This is a genomic window from Nocardioides kongjuensis, assembly GCF_013409625.1.
Classification (GTDB): Bacteria; Actinomycetota; Actinomycetes; order Propionibacteriales; family Nocardioidaceae; genus Nocardioides; species Nocardioides kongjuensis.
Genome location: NZ_JACCBF010000001.1, coordinates 1010181 through 1027473, shown reverse-complemented (window position 1 = coordinate 1027473; position 17293 = coordinate 1010181). Strand labels below are relative to the sequence as shown.

General features: G+C 66.8%; 10 protein-coding genes. 8 read left to right on the top strand and 2 right to left on the bottom strand.

Going from position 1 to position 17293, the window contains the following annotated elements:
• Window positions 1–55: 55 nt before the first annotated feature.
• Genes lipB through BJ958_RS04820 form a run of 3 tightly spaced genes read left to right on the top strand, consistent with a single transcriptional unit; the run spans window position 56 to window position 2470 of the window.
• Complete coding sequence (gene lipB, locus BJ958_RS04830) at window positions 56–787, top strand: lipoyl(octanoyl) transferase LipB (protein ID WP_343052569.1); 732 nt, start codon at window positions 56–58, stop codon at window positions 785–787.
• A 4-nt stretch (window positions 788–791) separates the two neighbouring features.
• Window positions 792–1736 (top strand): lipoyl synthase, encoded by a 945-nt coding sequence (gene lipA, locus BJ958_RS04825; RefSeq protein ID WP_179725793.1) that lies wholly within the window; start codon window positions 792–794, stop codon window positions 1734–1736.
• Window positions 1737–1753: 17 nt separating this feature from the next.
• Window positions 1754–2470 carry a DUF4191 domain-containing protein gene (locus tag BJ958_RS04820; protein ID WP_179725792.1) on the top strand — a complete coding sequence of 239 codons (717 nt, stop codon included), beginning with the start codon at window positions 1754–1756 and terminating at the stop codon, window positions 2468–2470.
• A 151-nt stretch (window positions 2471–2621) separates the two neighbouring features.
• Here the strand turns inward: BJ958_RS04820 and BJ958_RS04815 are convergent, their stop codons facing one another.
• Window positions 2622–3017, bottom strand: a complete 396-nt coding sequence (locus BJ958_RS04815; protein WP_179725791.1) for an RDD family protein — start codon at window positions 3015–3017, stop codon at window positions 2622–2624.
• Between the two features lie 138 nt (window positions 3018–3155).
• On the opposite strand from BJ958_RS04815, the gene BJ958_RS04810 reads away from it, so the two are divergent.
• The 3 genes from BJ958_RS04810 to BJ958_RS04800 all read left to right on the top strand — a co-directional run bounded on the left by BJ958_RS04810 (window position 3156) and on the right by BJ958_RS04800 (window position 8439).
• Window positions 3156–5333 (top strand): glutamine synthetase III family protein, encoded by a 2178-nt coding sequence (locus tag BJ958_RS04810; RefSeq protein WP_179725790.1) that lies wholly within the window; start codon window positions 3156–3158, stop codon window positions 5331–5333.
• Window positions 5334–5549: 216 nt separating this feature from the next.
• Window positions 5550–6971 (top strand): type I glutamate--ammonia ligase, encoded by a 1422-nt coding sequence (glnA, locus tag BJ958_RS04805; protein ID WP_179725789.1) that lies wholly within the window; start codon window positions 5550–5552, stop codon window positions 6969–6971.
• A 223-nt stretch (window positions 6972–7194) separates the two neighbouring features.
• On the top strand, window positions 7195–8439 hold the full coding sequence (locus tag BJ958_RS04800) for a ScoMcrA-related endonuclease (protein ID WP_179725788.1): 1245 nt from the start codon (window positions 7195–7197) through the stop codon (window positions 8437–8439).
• 51 nt (window positions 8440–8490) lie between these two features.
• Here BJ958_RS04800 and BJ958_RS04795 read toward each other — a convergent pair whose 3' ends face one another.
• Window positions 8491–8913, bottom strand: a complete 423-nt coding sequence (locus BJ958_RS04795) for a DNA mismatch endonuclease Vsr (protein WP_179725787.1) — start codon at window positions 8911–8913, stop codon at window positions 8491–8493.
• Window positions 8914–9008: 95 nt separating this feature from the next.
• Between BJ958_RS04795 and BJ958_RS04790 the strand changes: the two genes are divergently transcribed.
• Both BJ958_RS04790 and BJ958_RS04785 read left to right on the top strand, forming a co-directional pair.
• On the top strand, window positions 9009–12038 hold the full coding sequence (locus BJ958_RS04790) for a hypothetical protein (protein WP_179725786.1): 3030 nt from the start codon (window positions 9009–9011) through the stop codon (window positions 12036–12038).
• Between the two features lie 27 nt (window positions 12039–12065).
• Entirely contained in the window at window positions 12066–17231 is a 5166-nt protein-coding gene (locus BJ958_RS04785; protein ID WP_179725785.1) for a DEAD/DEAH box helicase, read from the top strand.
• Window positions 17232–17293 lie beyond the last annotated feature (62 nt).

Below are 17293 nucleotides of genomic sequence, written 5' to 3'. Positions count from 1 at the left end.
CGGACGTCCGACAGGTGGGTGAGCTCATCCACAGGCCCCGGAGTAGGCTCGACGCGTGACGCTGACCTTCCGCGAGGACGGACTGGGACCGGACTACATCGACTACGTCACGGCGTGGGACCTGCAGCGCCATCTGCACGCGCAGGTCGTCGCCGGCGAGCTGACCGACACCGTGCTCCTCGTCGAGCACCCGCCGGTCTTCACCGCCAGCCGCCGTACCGAGGCCCACGAACGCCCCGCCGACCCCGGCGGCGCGCCGGTCATCGAGGTCGACCGCGGCGGCAAGATCACGTTCCACGGCCCCGGCCAGCTGGTGGCCTACCCCATCGTCCGGCTGCCCGACCACGTCAGGATCCTCGACTACGTCCGACGCCTCGAGGAGGCGATCATCGCGGTCTGCGCCGAGCTCGGCGTCACGACCGCACGGATCCCCGGTCGCACCGGCGTGTGGCTCAAGGCCGACGAGAAGGGCGGCGAGCGCAAGATCGCCGCCATCGGCATCCGGGTACGCAACGGCGTCGCGATGCACGGCTTCGCCCTCAACTGCGACGTCGACCTGAGCTGGTACGACCGGTTCGTGCCCTGCGGCATCTCCGACGCCGGTGTCACCTCGCTGAGCGCCGAGCTCGGACGCGACGTACCCGTGCGCGAGGTCCTGGAGTCCGTACGACGCCACCTCAGCGAGCTGCTGGAGTGGAAGGACTACGTCCTGACGCCCGACTACGAGCCGCGGCCGGACCCGGCGAAGGTGGCCGTGCCGGTCGTCAGCTATCCCCGAGTAGGCTGAACCGGTGAGTGCGACACCCGAGGGGCGCAAGCTCCTCCGCCTGGAGGTCCGCAACGCGGAGACCCCGATCGAGCGCAAGCCCTCGTGGATCCGCACCAAGGCGGTGATGGGCCCCGAGTACCGCGGCCTGAAGAAGCTGGTCCACTCCGAAGGCCTGCACACCGTGTGCGAGGAAGCCGGCTGCCCCAACATCTTCGAGTGCTGGGAGGACAAGGAAGCCACCTTCCTCATCGGCGGCGACCAGTGCACCCGACGCTGCGACTTCTGCCAGATCGACACCGGCAAGCCCCAACCCCTCGACCGCGACGAACCCCGACGCGTCGCCGAGTCCGTGCAGACCATGGGCCTCAAGTACGCCACCATCACCGGCGTGGCCCGCGACGACCTGCCCGACGGCGGCGCCTGGCTCTACGCCGAGACCGTCCGCGCCATCCACGACCTCAACCCCGACACCGGCGTGGAGAACCTGGTCCCCGACTTCAACGGCGACCCCTCCCTGCTCGCCGAGGTCTTCGAGTCCCGCCCCGAGGTCCTGGCCCACAACGTCGAGACCGTCCCACGCATCTTCAAGCGGATCCGCCCCGCGTTCCGCTACGAACGCTCCCTCGACGTCCTCACCCAGGCCCGCACGTTCGGACTGGTCACCAAGTCCAACCTGATCCTCGGCATGGGCGAGACCCGAGACGAGATCTCGGTCGCCCTCCGCGACCTCCACGACGCAGGCTGCGAGCTGGTCACCATCACCCAGTACCTGCGCCCCAGCGTGCGGCACCACCCCGTCGAACGATGGGTCAAGCCCGAGGAGTTCGTCGAGCTCGCCACCGAGGCCGAGGAGATCGGCTTCGCCGGCGTGCTCTCGGGACCGCTCGTGCGTTCGTCGTACCGGGCGGGTCGTCTGTATCGTCAGGCGATGGCCGCGCGGGACGCCCGCGCCGAAGCAACTGCCTGAGGAGACCGCAGCACCCCATGTCGAACACGCCACTCGACCCGTCCACGATGAGCCGCCGCCGGCAGATCCTCGAGACCTACAAGATGTCCCGGGAGGTCGACCCGGCCATCCGCTGGTGGATGCTCGGCTCGTTCCTGGTGTTCGGCGGCCTCGGCCTGGCGCTGTTCCGGCTGGTCCTGCCCCACAACGACTCGGTCTTCAGCTGGATCCTCGCCGGCGTCGCGACCTTCCTCATCGGCCTGCTCGCCGTGATGATCGTGTTCGGCCGCCGCGCCCAGAAGGCCGCCTTCGCCCGCCTCGACGGCCAGCTCGGCGCCGCCGCCCGCGCCCTCACCATGCTGCGCCGCGGCTGGGTGATCGAGGAGGTCGTCGGCTTCACCAAGCAGCAGGACATGGTCCACCGCGTCGTCGGCCCCCCGGGCATCGTCCTGGTCGGCGAGGGCAACCCCGGCCGCCTCAAGGCGCTGATGGCCAGCGAGCACAAGAAGCACGAGCGGGTCGCCGGCGACTACCCGGTCCACGACGTGCTCGTCGGCAACGACGAGGGCCAGGTCCCGCTCAACAAGCTGGTCCGCCACGTCCAGAAGCTCGGCCGCCAGGTCAAGCCCGCAGAGATCACCGAGATCCGCCAGCGCCTGCGCGCCCTCGACGCCCAGCGCCCGAAGGTCCCGCTCCCCCGTGGCCCCGTGCCCACCTCGATGAAGGGGATGCGCGGCAACCTCCGCGGCCGCTGACCTCTCGCCCCACCTCGCCACCTGCCGGTGGCGCCTGCCGCCCGGATCGGGACAGCGTCGCGAACGCGTCCCCGGTCCGGGCGCTGCACTTGCGGTGAGGGCCGATCCCTGTGCGCGATCGAGGCCGAGCCCGGGCTGGTCGGGTCCTGACCTACTTGGTCAGGGTGCGCAGGGTCGCGAAGGTGACGGTCGACGTACCGGCGAACAGGTCGTGCAGGCCGCGGCCGTCGGGACGGAACACGAGCGGCGGGATGACGAGCGCGACGAGGACCTGGCGACCGATCGCCTTGATCGGGTTGAGGCGGCGCAGGTGCCCGTCGGCCGGTACGACGCACAGGCCGGTCAGGAGCTTGCCCGCCGAGCCGCCGCCCAGCCAGGTCATCAGGCCGGACTCGATGACGAAGACGATGAGGACGGCGCCGGAGGCGAACGAGCCGGGCTTGGAGTACTCGTCGAGGCCGAAGATCGCGATGACGACCAGGGTGCTCAGCAGCCAGTCCACGATCAGGGCGAGGATCCGGCGACCCCAGGAAGCGTTCTCGATCACGCGTCAACGCTATCCGGGCGCCCGATGAACCTGTTACACGGGCGAAACATTCGGGCAACCCTGCGAAATCTGGACCCCCTAACGTCACTCGTGCGTCGTCTGCGCGACGGCATCCGTTGACACCACCAGGGAGTTCACATGACTTCGAACCCGACCCGCTTGGGCGCGATCCGCAACATCGAGGCGAACGAGGCGCCGGCGGCGTTCTTCGACGTCGACGAGAAGACGGGCGCCATCTACGGCGAGAACGTCTTCTCCCTCTCGGTGATGCAGAAGCGCCTGCCGAAGTCGGTGTTCAAGTCGGTCTTCGCGACCATCCAGAACGGCCAGAAGCTGGACCCCGCGGTCGCCGACATCGTCGCCTCCGCGATGAAGGACTGGGCGATGGAGAAGGGCGTGACGCACTACGCCCACGTCTTCTACCCGCTGACCGGCCTGACCGCCGAGAAGCACGACTCGTTCATGGAGCCGGTCGGCGACGGCACGGCGGTCTGGGAGTTCTCCGGGAAGACCCTGGTCCAGGGTGAGCCCGACGCGAGCTCCTTCCCCAACGGTGGCATCCGGGCGACCTTCGAGGCCCGTGGCTACACCGGCTGGGACGTCCAGTCGCCGGCGTACATCCTCGAGAACCCCAACGGCAACACCCTGTGCATCCCGACGATCTTCGTCTCGATGACCGGCGAGGCCCTGGACCACAAGACCCCGCTGCTGCGCTCGCAGAACGCGATGTCGGAGCAGGCCAAGCGCGTCCTGGCGCTGTTCGGCCACGAGGACATCGACAACGTCGTGTCCTACTGCGGCCCCGAGCAGGAGTACTTCCTGGTCGACACCGCCTTCGTGAACTCGCGCCCCGACCTGCTCAACGCCGGGCGCACCCTGTTCGGCGCGAAGCCGCCGAAGGGCCAGGAGTTCGACGACCACTACTTCGGCGCCATCCCCGAGCGGGTCCTGGGCTTCATGCACGACACCGAGCGTGCGCTGTTCAAGCTCGGCGTCCCGGCCAAGACCCGCCACAACGAGGTCGCGCCCGGCCAGTTCGAGATCGCGCCCGTCTTCGAGCGCGCCAACCTCGCCTCGGACCACCAGCAGCTGATCATGTCGACGTTCAAGTCGATCGCGAAGACGCACGGCTTCGAGTGCCTCTTCCACGAGAAGCCGTTCGCCGGTGTCAACGGCTCCGGCAAGCACGTGAACTTCTCGTTCGGCAACGAGCTCCAGGGCAACTTCCTCAACCCGGGCGACAACCCGCACGACAACGCACAGTTCCTCGTGTTCTGCGCCGCGGTCATCCGCGCCGTGCACCTGTACGGCGGCCTGCTGCGCCTCTCGATCGCCAGCGCCGGCAACGACCACCGCCTCGGCGCCAACGAGGCACCGCCGGCCATCATCTCGATCTTCCTCGGCGACCAGCTGCAGGACGTCTTCGAGCAGATCGCCAAGGGCGGCGCCACCTCGTCGAAGCAGAAGGGCGTCCTCTCGGTCGGCGTCGACACCCTGCCCGACCTCACCAAGGACGCCGGCGACCGCAACCGCACCTCGCCGATGGCGTTCACCGGCAACCGCTTCGAGTTCCGTGCCGCGGGCTCGAACCAGACGGTCGCCGCCCCGATGGTCGTGATCAACACGATCATGGCCGAGGCGCTCGACTACCTGGCCACCGAGCTCGAGGGCGCTGTCGCCAAGGGCACCGCGTTCAACGACGCCGTCCAGTCCGTCCTGGCCAAGGTCGTCGAGCAGCACGGCGCGGTCGTCTTCAACGGCAACGGCTACTCCGAGGAGTGGCACGCCGAGGCCGAGCAGCGGGGCCTGAAGAACCTGCGCACGACGGTCGACGCGCTGCCGGAGTACCAGACCCCGGAGGCCAAGAAGCTGTTCTCGACGTACGGCGTCTTCAGCGAGGCCGAGCTCGAGTCCCGCTTCGAGGTCGGCGTCGAGCAGTACGTCATGACGATCAACGTCGAGGCGAACCTGACCGAGGAGATCGCGCGTACGACGATCCTCCCGGCGGCGGTCCGCTACCAGACCGAGCTCGCCACCAACGTCGCCTCGCTCAAGGCGGCCGGCGTCGACGCCGACACCACCGACCTGCTCGCCGTCACCGAGCTGGTCACCTCGCTCCGCACCGGTATCGGCGCGCTCGTGGCCGCCCAGGCCGGCGCCGAGGAGCACCACGGGCTCGAGGAGGCGGCGTACTACCGCGACGCCGTCCTGCCCGCGATGCTCGCCGTCCGCGAGGCCGCCGACGCACTCGAGGCCGTCGTGGCCGACGACCTGTGGTCGCTGCCGACCTACCAGGAGATGCTCTTCATCCGCTGATCCAGCGCTCCCCGAGCTGCCCCGGCCCCGGTGAGGGTCGGGGCAGTTCGGCATGCGCGGGTTGTTAACACGGACGAAACAAACCGGTGCTGCGGCGGCAACAGGTCATTCGGTAGGTTGCCGGGGAGGGTTCCGGCCCATCGCCGTACCGGTGCCCCCGATCGCCACAGGCTGAACCGATGGCTGGGCCGCGGCGCCGCAGCCGAGGAGGACCGAATGTTCAACAACAGCGAAGAGCTGCTCAAGTTCATCAAGGACGAGGGCGTCGAGATGATCGACGTCCGCTTCTGCGACCTGCCCGGTGTGATGCAGCACTTCACCGTGCCGGCCTCGTCCTTCGACCAGTCCGTGTTCGACGACGGCCTGGGCTTCGACGGCTCCTCGATCCGCGGCTTCCAGGCGATCAACGAGTCGGACATGTCGCTCTTCCCCGACCCGACGACGGCGTACATCGACCCCTTCCGGAAGTCGAAGACCCTCAACGTCAACTTCTTCATCCACGACCCGATCACGGGCGAGGCGTACTCCCGCGACCCGCGCAACATCGCGAAGAAGGCGCTGGCGTACCTCTCCTCCACCGGCATCGCGGACACCGCGTTCTTCGCGCCCGAGGCCGAGTTCTACATCTTCGACAACGTGCGCTACTCCACGGGCGTCAACGAGGGCTACTACCACATCGACTCCGTCGAGGGCTGGTGGAACTCCGGCAAGGCCGACGAGACCAACCGCGGCTACAAGACCCGCCTCAAGGGCGGCTACTTCCCGGTCGAGCCCTACGACCACTACAGCGACCTGCGTGCCGACATGGTCAAGAACCTCGAGGCCTGCGGCCTCCAGGTCGAGCGTGCCCACCACGAGGTCGGCACCGCCGGCCAGGCGGAGATCAACTACCGCTTCGACACGCTGCTCAAGGCCGCGGACGACGTGATGAAGTTCAAGTACCTCATCAAGAACACCGCCTGGGAGCAGGGCAAGTCGGTCACCTTCATGCCGAAGCCGATCTTCGGCGACAACGGCTCGGGCATGCACGTGCACCAGTCGCTGTGGAAGGACGGCTCGCCGCTGTTCTACGACGAGACCGGGTACGGCGGCCTCTCGGACATGGCCCGCTGGTACATCGGCGGCATCCTCGAGCACGCCCCGGCGCTGCTCGCCTTCACCAACCCGACGGTGAACTCCTACCACCGCCTGGTGCCGGGCTACGAGGCCCCGATCTCGCTGGTCTACTCCTCGCGCAACCGCTCCGCCTCGGTCCGGATCCCGATCACCGGCAGCAACCCGAAGGCCAAGCGCATCGAGACCCGCTTCCCCGACCCGTCGGCGAACCCGTACCTCGCGTTCTCCGCCCTGATGCTCGCCGGCCTCGACGGCATCCAGAACAAGACCGAGCCGGCCGCGCCGATCGACAAGGACATCTACGAGCTCCCGCCGGACGAGATGGCCGAGATCGCCCAGGTGCCCACCTCGCTCGGCGCCGTGCTCGACGCGCTCGAGGCCGACCACGACTTCCTCACCGTCGGCAACGTGTTCACGCCCGACCTGATCGAGACGTGGACGTCGTACAAGCGGGAGAACGAGATCGCTCCGGTGCAGCTGCGCCCGCACCCGCACGAGTTCGAGCTCTACTACGACATCTGATCCCTGGGTCTCGCTGACCTGCGGATAGGTGCCTGAAACGGCGCCTGACCTGCGAAAACGTCTTCCGACGTCTTCCAGCGTCAGGCGCCGTTTTTCGTTGCTGTGCGTACCCAGTGCACCCCACGGCCTGATGACATTGACCAGCACCGCACCGCCTGCCACGGCGTGTGTGTAGTCGCCCGTTCGCCGGCAGAGGAATGCGGCCGTTGCTACGTTCAACGCTGTGCGACTGCGTAGGGCCGAGGATTCGAATGACGAGATCGACGCCGATTTCGAGATCAGCCTCGGCGACGGGCCCCTCTTCACCCTCACTGTTGAAAGCTCTGGTGGGGCGACAGGCTCTGGCAACGTTCGCAACCCGGAGTATCCCCTTCTCATCGAAGAGGTGCTTCGCCGGCTTAGTTCCCTCGATGTCTACCTGATGGACGCCTTCGTCGACAGCCGGCGCGTCGCACACCTCCCCGAGGCCGAGCGCAGGATCAACGTCGACGGCCGGCCCTTTCCGATCAGGCTGGCTCCGGATGAGGACTTCGCTGCACTCCGCCGCGGTCTCACCCGACCTCAGGGCGACATTGGCAGTTCCAGGTCCGTTGGTGGCGGAAACCAGCGCAAGCGAGCGACCTTGGTTTTCAAGGCATCGACTCCCAGGACGCGCTCGGACCTCATCGAGTCGCTCCAAGCACGCGACCCCCGCGGACGGGATCGTCGGAGCGGGATCGCCGCTGGGCTGTCGACCGCCCATCTTGAAGCGGCGATCGCCGACTGGCGGCGAATGGGAAGGGAGGACTTCCTCGCGAAGTACCAAGCCACGGCGGCTCGCAGGTATGTCGTCGTCGACGGCGACGACGAGATGGACGCGATGGCGCTCATCCTGGGCGCTCGCGCCCTCGCTGGACTCGCGATCGAAGGCGCTTGGCGAGGCGACCGCGAGAACGTAGCCACCCCATTGCGGCGACTCGGATTCGCGGTGGAGGACGTCGAGCGGCCGTCCGAAGGCCCGCTCGGCCCAGACCCGCAGACCTATGTCGGTCTGGCAGAGAGACTCGGCGGCACCGATGTCGCGGTCAAACGGATGGGAAGGCGGGAGCAGCGATACCTGCGCGGGGCGCTGGGCATCGCCACCGGCGATCCGAACGCCGTCGCCGCCTGCGGAATGTGCGGACGCACGTTCCCACATGCGTTCTTGATTGCAGCGCACATCAAGCCCCGGCACATGTGCTCCGACGCGGAACGACTCGACCTGCCTCACGTCGGGTGGGCGCTATGCGTCGCCGGCTGCGACGCGCTGTTCGAACAGGGTTACGTCGGGGTGGACGACGTGGGACGAATAGTCGCGCTGCACCCTGCCGCCGCCATCCCCCCTGCAGTCGCGGATCTCATGGAGCCGCTGCTAGGAACTAGGGCACCTGGCTGGTCCGCTGATCGTGCCGTCTACTTCAAGGCCCACCGGACCCGGCACGGCGCCTGACCCGGAGTGGCTTGAACCTGGGCCAGGCGCTCGAGCAGATCTCGCCGCGGTTCATCGGGAACGAACGACGGCCGCAATCTCTTCGGCGGCCGCCAGCGGATCCTGATGCTCCCAAAACCGGAGTACGACCCAACCGGCCTCGCGTAAACGGGAGTCGGTATCCCTGTCGCGCTCAGAGTTTCGCGCGATCTTGCCGCCCCAGTAGATCGCGTTGGTCTTCGGGGTCGTGCCGTGGTCCGGACATCCGTGCCAGTAGCAGCCGTCGACGAACACGGCCACCCGACGCCGGCTAAAGACTAGGTCGGCCCGCCGATTGACCGTCGGCAGTGGCCTGACGTCAACGCGATAGCGCAAGCCGAGGGCATGCACGGCCCGACGAACAGCCAGCTCCGGCCTGGTGTCACGTCGCCGGTTGCTCACCATCACCGCGCGAGCGGCCGGCGACGAGGCCCACGGCTCGTACTCTCTGCCCACCTCGCTCCTCTCCTCGCACTCCTTCTTTACCAATCCACGCAAATCTGTCGGCGGTCTTATGTACGTTCCAGACTGACCTTGGGAGGTAGGAATCCGTGCCGGACACCTGGAGCGAGTACGACCGCTGGAACGACGCGATCGCTGAGGTCATCTTTGCGCGCTCCGAGGAAGTACGTCCTGTCTACCTCGACCTCGAGGAGGATCTCGTCAACGACCTCGCTGCCAAGATCGATGTCGCTAGCGTTGCTGCCGTTGACGCGCTCTGTGACGTCGTCAGCGCCACGTTGGATCGCTCGGAGGGCCCTGCCCGGGTATTCGCCCGCCATGATGCGCGACTACGCAGTTGGATCCGCGGCGGGCGCAGCACGCCTCCGCCGATCCTCGGCGTCCTTGCTTGCTTCTCTCTAGCCGCCGAGCAGATGGCCGGCGGCGACGGCATGGCGGCCAACAACTACTTTGGCCGCCTCGGCCAGGTGCTGCAGTGGCGCTCGCACGACCCCTCTCTCAGCATGGCGTACCGACGCGTCGCGGAGCGCTACTGGAGTGAGCTCAACCGCTGGCTCATTCAGGAGGAGGGCGAGCGTGGGATCCCAACGGCGTTCTCCTTGGCTCACCGGTACGTCGGCCTCTCGGTCTCCCAAGCTCTGGTCAGAAGCAATGACCGAGAGAAGCTGAAGGACTTCTTCCAAGTCTTCGGATTCGCCCCGGGCAGCCAAGTCGCCCCGGCCGACCTAGTGCCTCTGCTCGACAGCTGGATCAAGCAGGCCCACTGCCCCGTCAGTGCAAGTCTCGAGCGACTGTGGTCCAACGGTCAGGCGCGGTCTCGAATCGCCGAGGCAGCCGCAGTCACGCTTGCCTCCTGGGACGGCTCCGTGGTCGACCGCGGCACAGGTCAATCCTCCGCGACGGGCCGGCTTCACCTCACGCTCGAGTTGGGCGGCTTCCCACGGAAGCGGTTCTCAATCTCGGCCCTCTTCTATGTCCCTCAGGCCCAACTGGGCCGGGCCATGCAACTGCTCACCGCGGAGCCGAGCACAGCAATCGACCTCGTCCCCGACGTCCCCGGTGCTCTCGGCCTGGCACCGGGATCGTCCCTTCACCCAGACGACGTTCTCGCCGGCGTGCTCCGAGTGCGCGACGACTATTCGGGCGTGACGCTGGAGCGTCGCCCGAGGCGGCTCGTCGCTTTCAGGGAGGACGAGCTCTCGCGACGTTGGGTGGAAGTGCAGCAGATCATGCTCGGTGACGACCTACGCCTCCTCGTCGAGGACGGCCTAGCGCCCCGGGTAGCCGAAATTCTGGCAGTTGTCGCCCGGCCGGGGTGGGAGGCGGCGACGCCGTACTCGGGGCAGCCTGAGGGGTGGACACTGTTCACCGGCGTGGAGGTCCTGAACCACCCCGGGTCGCTGATTCCCGCCAACAAGATGGACGACCTGTCTGCGCTCATTCCACTGACCGCGTCCACCCTGAAGGTGTCCGGTGGATTCGCAATTCCGGGAAGTGTTCGTGGCAAGTGGCACGCAGCCCTTCCTCCCGAGATTCGAGCGGTCAACGATGCGCCCGGCGGCTTCATCGTTCGCCTCGTCCAACTGGACCGTTCGTCGGATGACCTCGAAGAGCGCCACATCGCTGAGTGGTCCGACGACGGCGCAGGCGTCATCATCGAGCCGCTCGCTGGCCTGAACCTCCCCGACGGGGACTACCGGATCGAGCTTGTTCCGAGCGGCCAGAGCGACCCGTCGAGCAGCGCGATGCTCTACCTGCGGTCGGGCGACACTCGCGACGAGCGGCAGTGGCATCTCGCCGAGTCCATCAGCTATGGGCCGGGGATCGGTGCACTCGGCGTCGCCACCGACACGGATTCGATGTCGATCCAGGGCCACGCCGTGTTCGGCTCACCAGAGCCGCCACCCACTCTTCGCGGCACTCCGCCGCGAGCCCCTTCCTGGTCCAAGGATGTCGGAACAAGGCGGCGCGAAGCCCAGCCCATGCGCATCACCGTTCCCGACTCAGACTCATGCATCCGAACGGGGCGACATCGCCAGGAGATCGAGACCGTGGAGTTGGACTCCAAAGGTCGTCCGACGACCTCTTGGGTATACGGCCGCTGCAAGACCTGCGGCCTCGTGAAGCGGTATCCGACCCGGATCAGAACGCGTCGGCAGAGCGCTGAACCCGCAGAGGGTCAAGAGGTGCACCCCGTGCACGACCTCACGACGCTGAGCCCTGCAGCCACATCGAGCCAGGACCGAGACTGGACCGTCGCATTCGACACGCTGCAGCACCTCGGCGGAGGAGCGTGGGCCTCGCTGGAGAAGGTCGCCCTGCAAATCGAGCCAACCGGGCTCTTCGTCGACCAGTTCGCGCGCACCCTCGAGTCCCTCGGGCACATCTCCATCCGCCGCGACGAGAAGACGCTCCGCCCGGCGGCATGGGAGATCAGTCCCACGCAGCTGACCGGCTGCGCGACAGGCCGGTTTGCCTTCAATGGCTACTGGCCGACTGGGCTCTACAACGAGGTCGTCGACGCCATCGAGGCAGACGGGGCGGACACCACAGTCGAGGGCAAGGAGCCGTCTCAATACTTCGGCACCCACCTCGGGAGCAAGACGCATTCAGTCGCCGATGAATGCGAGGTCGCCGTCCTCCCTGACGCCTGGCGGGCGCTTGCTGATGCCCTGCCTCCGATGAGCACGATCCTGGAGCAGTTACCGCGTCAGAGCGCGTCTGCCAGCGGTGACATCTCATGGTTCGATGTCGTCGACGCCTCATGGAAGCGCGTCGACAGCTACGAAGCACAGGGCGCATACCGCATCCGCAAGTTCGCCACCCTCGATGTCGTCCGTTCCGCAGAGGACCTGGAGCGAGGAACCTACGCCCGGTGCCCGGTACAACTCAGCAAGCATCTCGCCGCGCTCATGGACGGCAGGCCGCTGGCCGCCTACGACCCGAACCAGAAACTGTTCATGGTGCCCGTCGGCGCAGAGCTGCCTGGGCTCTACGGACGGGCCCTGACGGCAGCCTCATGCCTGCCAGCTGCACTCGTTCACGGCTCAGGGGCGGTTGCGTACCGGGACGTCCCGGAAGAGCTCGCCACACGCGTCTTCGACCTACTCACCCGATAGGACCCGTCAGTGCCATCAGGAACCGGCATGCCAGCCCCCGCAACCGTGGCCACTGCCATCGAAGAGGCCGTTCTCTCTTATATCGACACTGCCTACTGGCTGCGCGACAGAGGCCTGGCAGCAGAGCGTCGCGCGCTGCTCTCAACACCAGGAATCCTGTTTCAGGATCCGCTCATCGAGCCGGTACTCCCCTACCCGAACGTTCGCCCCGCCCTCGACGTTTGCCGTTCGGTCGGCCTCGACGAGGTCGAGGCGGACGTCCTGCTGAAGGGCGTCTTCGGCGAGTGGGCCGGGCCCGACATGCTCCTCCGTGAGCATCAGGCCGACGCCCTGACCCTCTCCATGAGCGACAAGTACCCGGTCGTGACGTCCGGCACTGGATCCGGCAAGACCGAGAGCTTCCTGCTCCCGGTGCTCGCGAGGCTCCTGCTCGAGGCCCGCTCTTGGCAAGGCATCAACCAGCCGAACGCATGGTGGGATTCGCGGCCCGAACGATGGTCGCCGACCCGGACCGAACCGCGCGACGCAGCAATCCGCGCCATCGTCCTCTATCCCATGAACGCGCTCGTCGAGGACCAAGTCTCGCGCCTTCGCAGGTCGCTGCGACGGATTGTGGCCCTCGGCGGACCGAATCTGTGGTTCGGCCGATACACAGGCGCGACGCTGGGCGGCACTGCGATGCCGGATCGTGGTCGGCACCGCGATCTCAGTCAGGTCGCGGCCGAACTCCGAGCGATGGTCACCGAGATCGACGGCGTGAAGGACCTCGGCGAGGATCTCACATCGCAGATGAGCGATCCGCGACACAACGAACTCGTCACGCGGTGGGACATGATCCAAACCCCGCCGGACATCCTGATCACCAACTACTCGATGCTGAACGTCATGCTCATGCGCGACCTCGAGCAGCCGATCTTCTCGAAGACTCGCGACTGGTTGCGCGCCGACGGAACCCGGTCCATCTCTCTGGTCGTCGATGAGCTGCATCTCTACCGTGGGACTCAGGGCGCCGAGGTCTCGATGATCGTGCGGGCGCTCTGTGATCGTCTCGGCCTCGCACCAGACTCCAGCCAGTTGAAGATCATCGCCACCAGCGCATCGCTTGACGACGATCGCGCCGAGTATCTCGAGCGGTTCTTCGGGACCAGCCGGGATGCATTCGTAACGGTACCCGGCCGCCCGCGGAGCGTCTCGGCAGACCTTCCGCTCAATGCCAGCGAAGTGACGACGAGACTCGAGCGTGGCGATCTGACGGGCATTGACGAGGCGATCGCCGTTGCATGCCGTGACGGCGACCCCGCGCGGGCCCTCCGGGCCACTCCTCTCGCCGAGGTGGCCAGTCGCTTGATCGATACCGGCGACCAAGGTCTTCTCGCGCAAGTCCTTGACCGCCTGGGCTCCGCCCCGACTAAAGGACAGATCCCATTCCGCAGCCACATGATGGTTCGGACGATGCGCGGCCTGTGGGCGTGCGTTGATCCCCAGTGTCCGGAGGCCGTTGGGGCCAGTCCTGCAGTTGGAAAGCTCCATCCCAGGCCAGCCGGATTCTGTGAATGCGGCGCCCGGGTACTCGAGCTGCTCTACTGCGACCACTGCGGCGACGTCAGCCTCGGTGGCTGGATTGTCGGCGAGGAGGACGGCGGAGCATTTCTCGCGTCAACCCCCGCAAGCGAAGGGGCCGACAGCGACAAGGTCATCTTCCGGCGCACGGCAAGCAGGTACCTCTGGTACCGACCGGGGCCCCTCCCCCCATCCGCGCACTGGAACCATGCCGGGCCCGGCAGCGTCGACGTCAGGTTCAATTTCGCCGGCGCGGAATTTAGCCCGAAGCTCGGGTACGTCCGGCCGGCTCCCGCTGCCGAAGCGACGGGGGTGATGCTCGTTCACGCCGGCGCTGGAGAGTGGTCGCCGCCCGCACTCCCGTCTCGGTGTCCTTCGTGCGGGCACCACGACGTCCAGCAGCGCTTCCGTCAAGGCATTGTTCGGTCACCAATTAGAGCGCACACCCAAGGCACCGATCAGGCCGCTCAATTGCTGGTTTCGGAGACCACGCGAGCCGTCTCTGCCGACAGGCGCCCCGAGAAGACGATCGTCTTCACTGACAGCCGCGACGACGCTGCCGAGACTGCAATCGGACTTGCGCAGAACGGTTTCGCCGATCTGCTGAGGCAACTCCTCCAGAAGACGTTCAACGCCGAGAACGACACCGTGCGAATCCTTCGGGACGGACCGAAGCCCGGGGCCCTGAGTTCGAGCGACCTCGTCCGCTGGAGTGCCTTGGGACAGGAGTTCCCCGACGCCATGAGGGCGTACATGCTCGCAGCAGCAGGCGCGGCTGACGATGCTGCACTGGCCACCATCGCCGCGTTCGAAGCCGAGAACGCCTCACTGCGCCGCATCTCGCTGCCAGACCTCATCGCCAGTCTGACTGGGGAGCTCCTCGCACTCGGCGTGCCGCCGGGCGGTCAACGTGCTGTGCTGATGAGGCTCGACGACGGCGAACCGTGGTACCGAGCATTTGACCCCCCGGTACCTGGCGAGTGGACGCCACTGCCGCCAGGGCCGACTCGCGATCAGTACCAACAGCGATTCCGCCGGTACTTGACCATGGCACTCGGCGATGCGCTCCTCGGCGGCCGCGGCCGTGACATCGAAAGCGCGCTCGTCGCACACCTTGCACCACGGCCGACCGGAGACGACCTGCTCGACTCCGTGCTGGCATCGACCATCCGCCTCTATGGACGCGCGAACCGGTGGACTCCCGGCCACACGTCTGACGCAGCAAACATGCCGCGGCGGGTCATCGACTTTCTGCGTCGCGCGGCCGCGACGAACTCCGTTGATGCCGACGAGTTGATCGCCCGCGTCACATCCCATCTGCTTCCCGCGATGGACGGCTCGTCACTCGGCCTGGAGAAGGGCGACCTTCCAGTCATCCTCCGTCGCCACGGCGGCGAGGTTTGGGTCTGCTCGAGTTGCTCCACGCGTCACCTTCACCAGTCAGCGGGCACGTGCATTCGGGAGTCATGCGCTGGGAAGCTCGAAGCGATCGCCCACGACGTCCTCGCCGAGTTGGACTACTACGTTCGCCTGAGTCACCTCGAGCCCAGCCGGCTGGCCGTCGCCGAACTGACGGGACAGACGAGTCCTGCATCGGAGGCGCGCACCCGGCAACGTCGATTCCGCGGTGCTCTGCTTCCGAAGCCGCGCGAGAACGAGCGCACGACTCCCCTCGATGTCCTCAGCGTGACAACGACCATGGAGGTCGGCATCGACATCGGCAGCCTCAGCTCGACGGTGATGGCCAACATGCCCCCGCAGCGTTTCAACTATCAGCAGCGCGTCGGCCGTGCCGGCCGTGCGAACCAGCCCTTCTCGTATGCCCTGACCCTGTGTCGTGATCGGTCTCACGACGACTACTACTTCGTTGAATCGCGGCGAATGACCGGCGACCTACCGCCCCAGCCATTCCTGGATACCAGTCGTCCGCTCATCCTGCGCCGGGTCGCCACAGCCGAGGTGCTTCGTCAGGCCTTCGGGGCGCTGGCGTCCCCTCCGACCGGCCGTTCCTCCGTCCACGGGTCCTTCGGCCAAGTCCACGACTGGCCGACGATCCGAGACGAGATCGCTACCTATCTCACAACGTCACCGGTCATCGCGTCTGTCGTAGGGCGGTTGGCTGCCTACACGGGGGTGGCGGACGCGGATGTCAGCGCGATCAGCGACTGGATTCGAACCGAGCTCGTCAGCGAGATCGATGCCGCGTACGGCGATCCTCTACTTACGCAGACTGATCTGTCTGAAAGGCTGGCCAACGCGGGCGTGCTTCCAATGTTCGGCTTCCCTACACGCGTTCGGACCCTCTATTACGTACCAGGCGCCGGTCGGCGACCCGAAGAGGTCTCCGACCGGCCACTCGGACAAGCCGTGTCTATGTTCTCACCCGGATCGCACGTCACGAAGGACGGCTGGGTGTACACGGCCAATGGCTTCGCTTCCTACACCCGGACCGGCCGAACCAACGCCAATCCGCTCGGACCGTCGACCTTCGTCCGACGCTGCCAGCAATGCACGTTCGCGATCGCCGGCTCGGACGGCGAGCCCACCTCCATCTGCCCCGTCTGCGGCGCCGTGCTCGAACAGACGACGATGCATCAGCCTCTGGGATTCCGCACCGAGGCACAGCGTGATGATCGCCGACCTGACGAGGAGGTTTCGAGCGCCGCGTCTCGACCGGTGCTCGGCTGGGCGGAGGAGCCGGCAACGCCTACACCCATCGCTGCGATGGACACGTGGATTCTGGACCAAGGCAAGCTGCTGACGATCAACACCAACGGCGGCCGCCTCTTCCAGACCGAACGCCAGTCTGACGGCAGCCACATTGTTCGGGACGATCCAACCCAACCAGGCGGCTTCGGAATCGGCGACATTCGCGTGACCGATGCTCTCATGATCGTCCCAGCCCGACTCGAAATCGAGGGCGGCGTCGTGCCGATCCTTGAGAGGCAGTCAACCAGCGGCCGGGCCGCGCTTTACTCGTTCGCGGAGGCCCTCCGCCGTGGAGTTCAGGCGGAGCTCGATGTCGACCCGAGTGAAGTCACCGTCGGTCTCCAGCCACGTCGAGCGGGCGATGTGGTCACTGCTGGCATCTACGTGGCGGATCAGCTTGAGAACGGAGCCGGCTACGCCTCGGAACTGGGACGGGGCGATCGACTCGTGCGTGTGGTCGCACGGATCGCCGATGACCTAGGCGCGATATGGTCCGCTGCCTCACACCAGGGATGCGATTCGTCGTGCCCTGACTGCCTTCGTTCCTACGACAACCGTCACCTCCACCCCATGCTGGACTGGCGTCTCGCCCTCGACATCGCAGAGCTCGCGCTCGGTCGCCGAGCCTCTGCTGACCGTTGGGCTTCAGTCAATCGCCGCACCGCTGAGCGGTTCGCTGATGCATTCAGTGACGCGTTGGGGCACATCGAGGTTGGCGAGCACGCGGGCGTGCCCTTCGTCGCTCACGGTCAACGAGTCATCGGCCTTGGGCACCCTCTGTGGCGCCCAGACACTACGTCAGTCACGGCCCCTCGCCAGGCGTTCGTGACATCAATGACCGGGAACGGACGGATCGCGACCGTCGTGGACGGCCGCTTGGCGGCGGCCTTCCCAGAAAGGATCTTCCGCGAACTTCAGGCATGAAGGCTTTGCAAGGCCGAGGATCCAATCGCGACAGCGCGCGCCCAGCGGGTCGGGCACTCGGC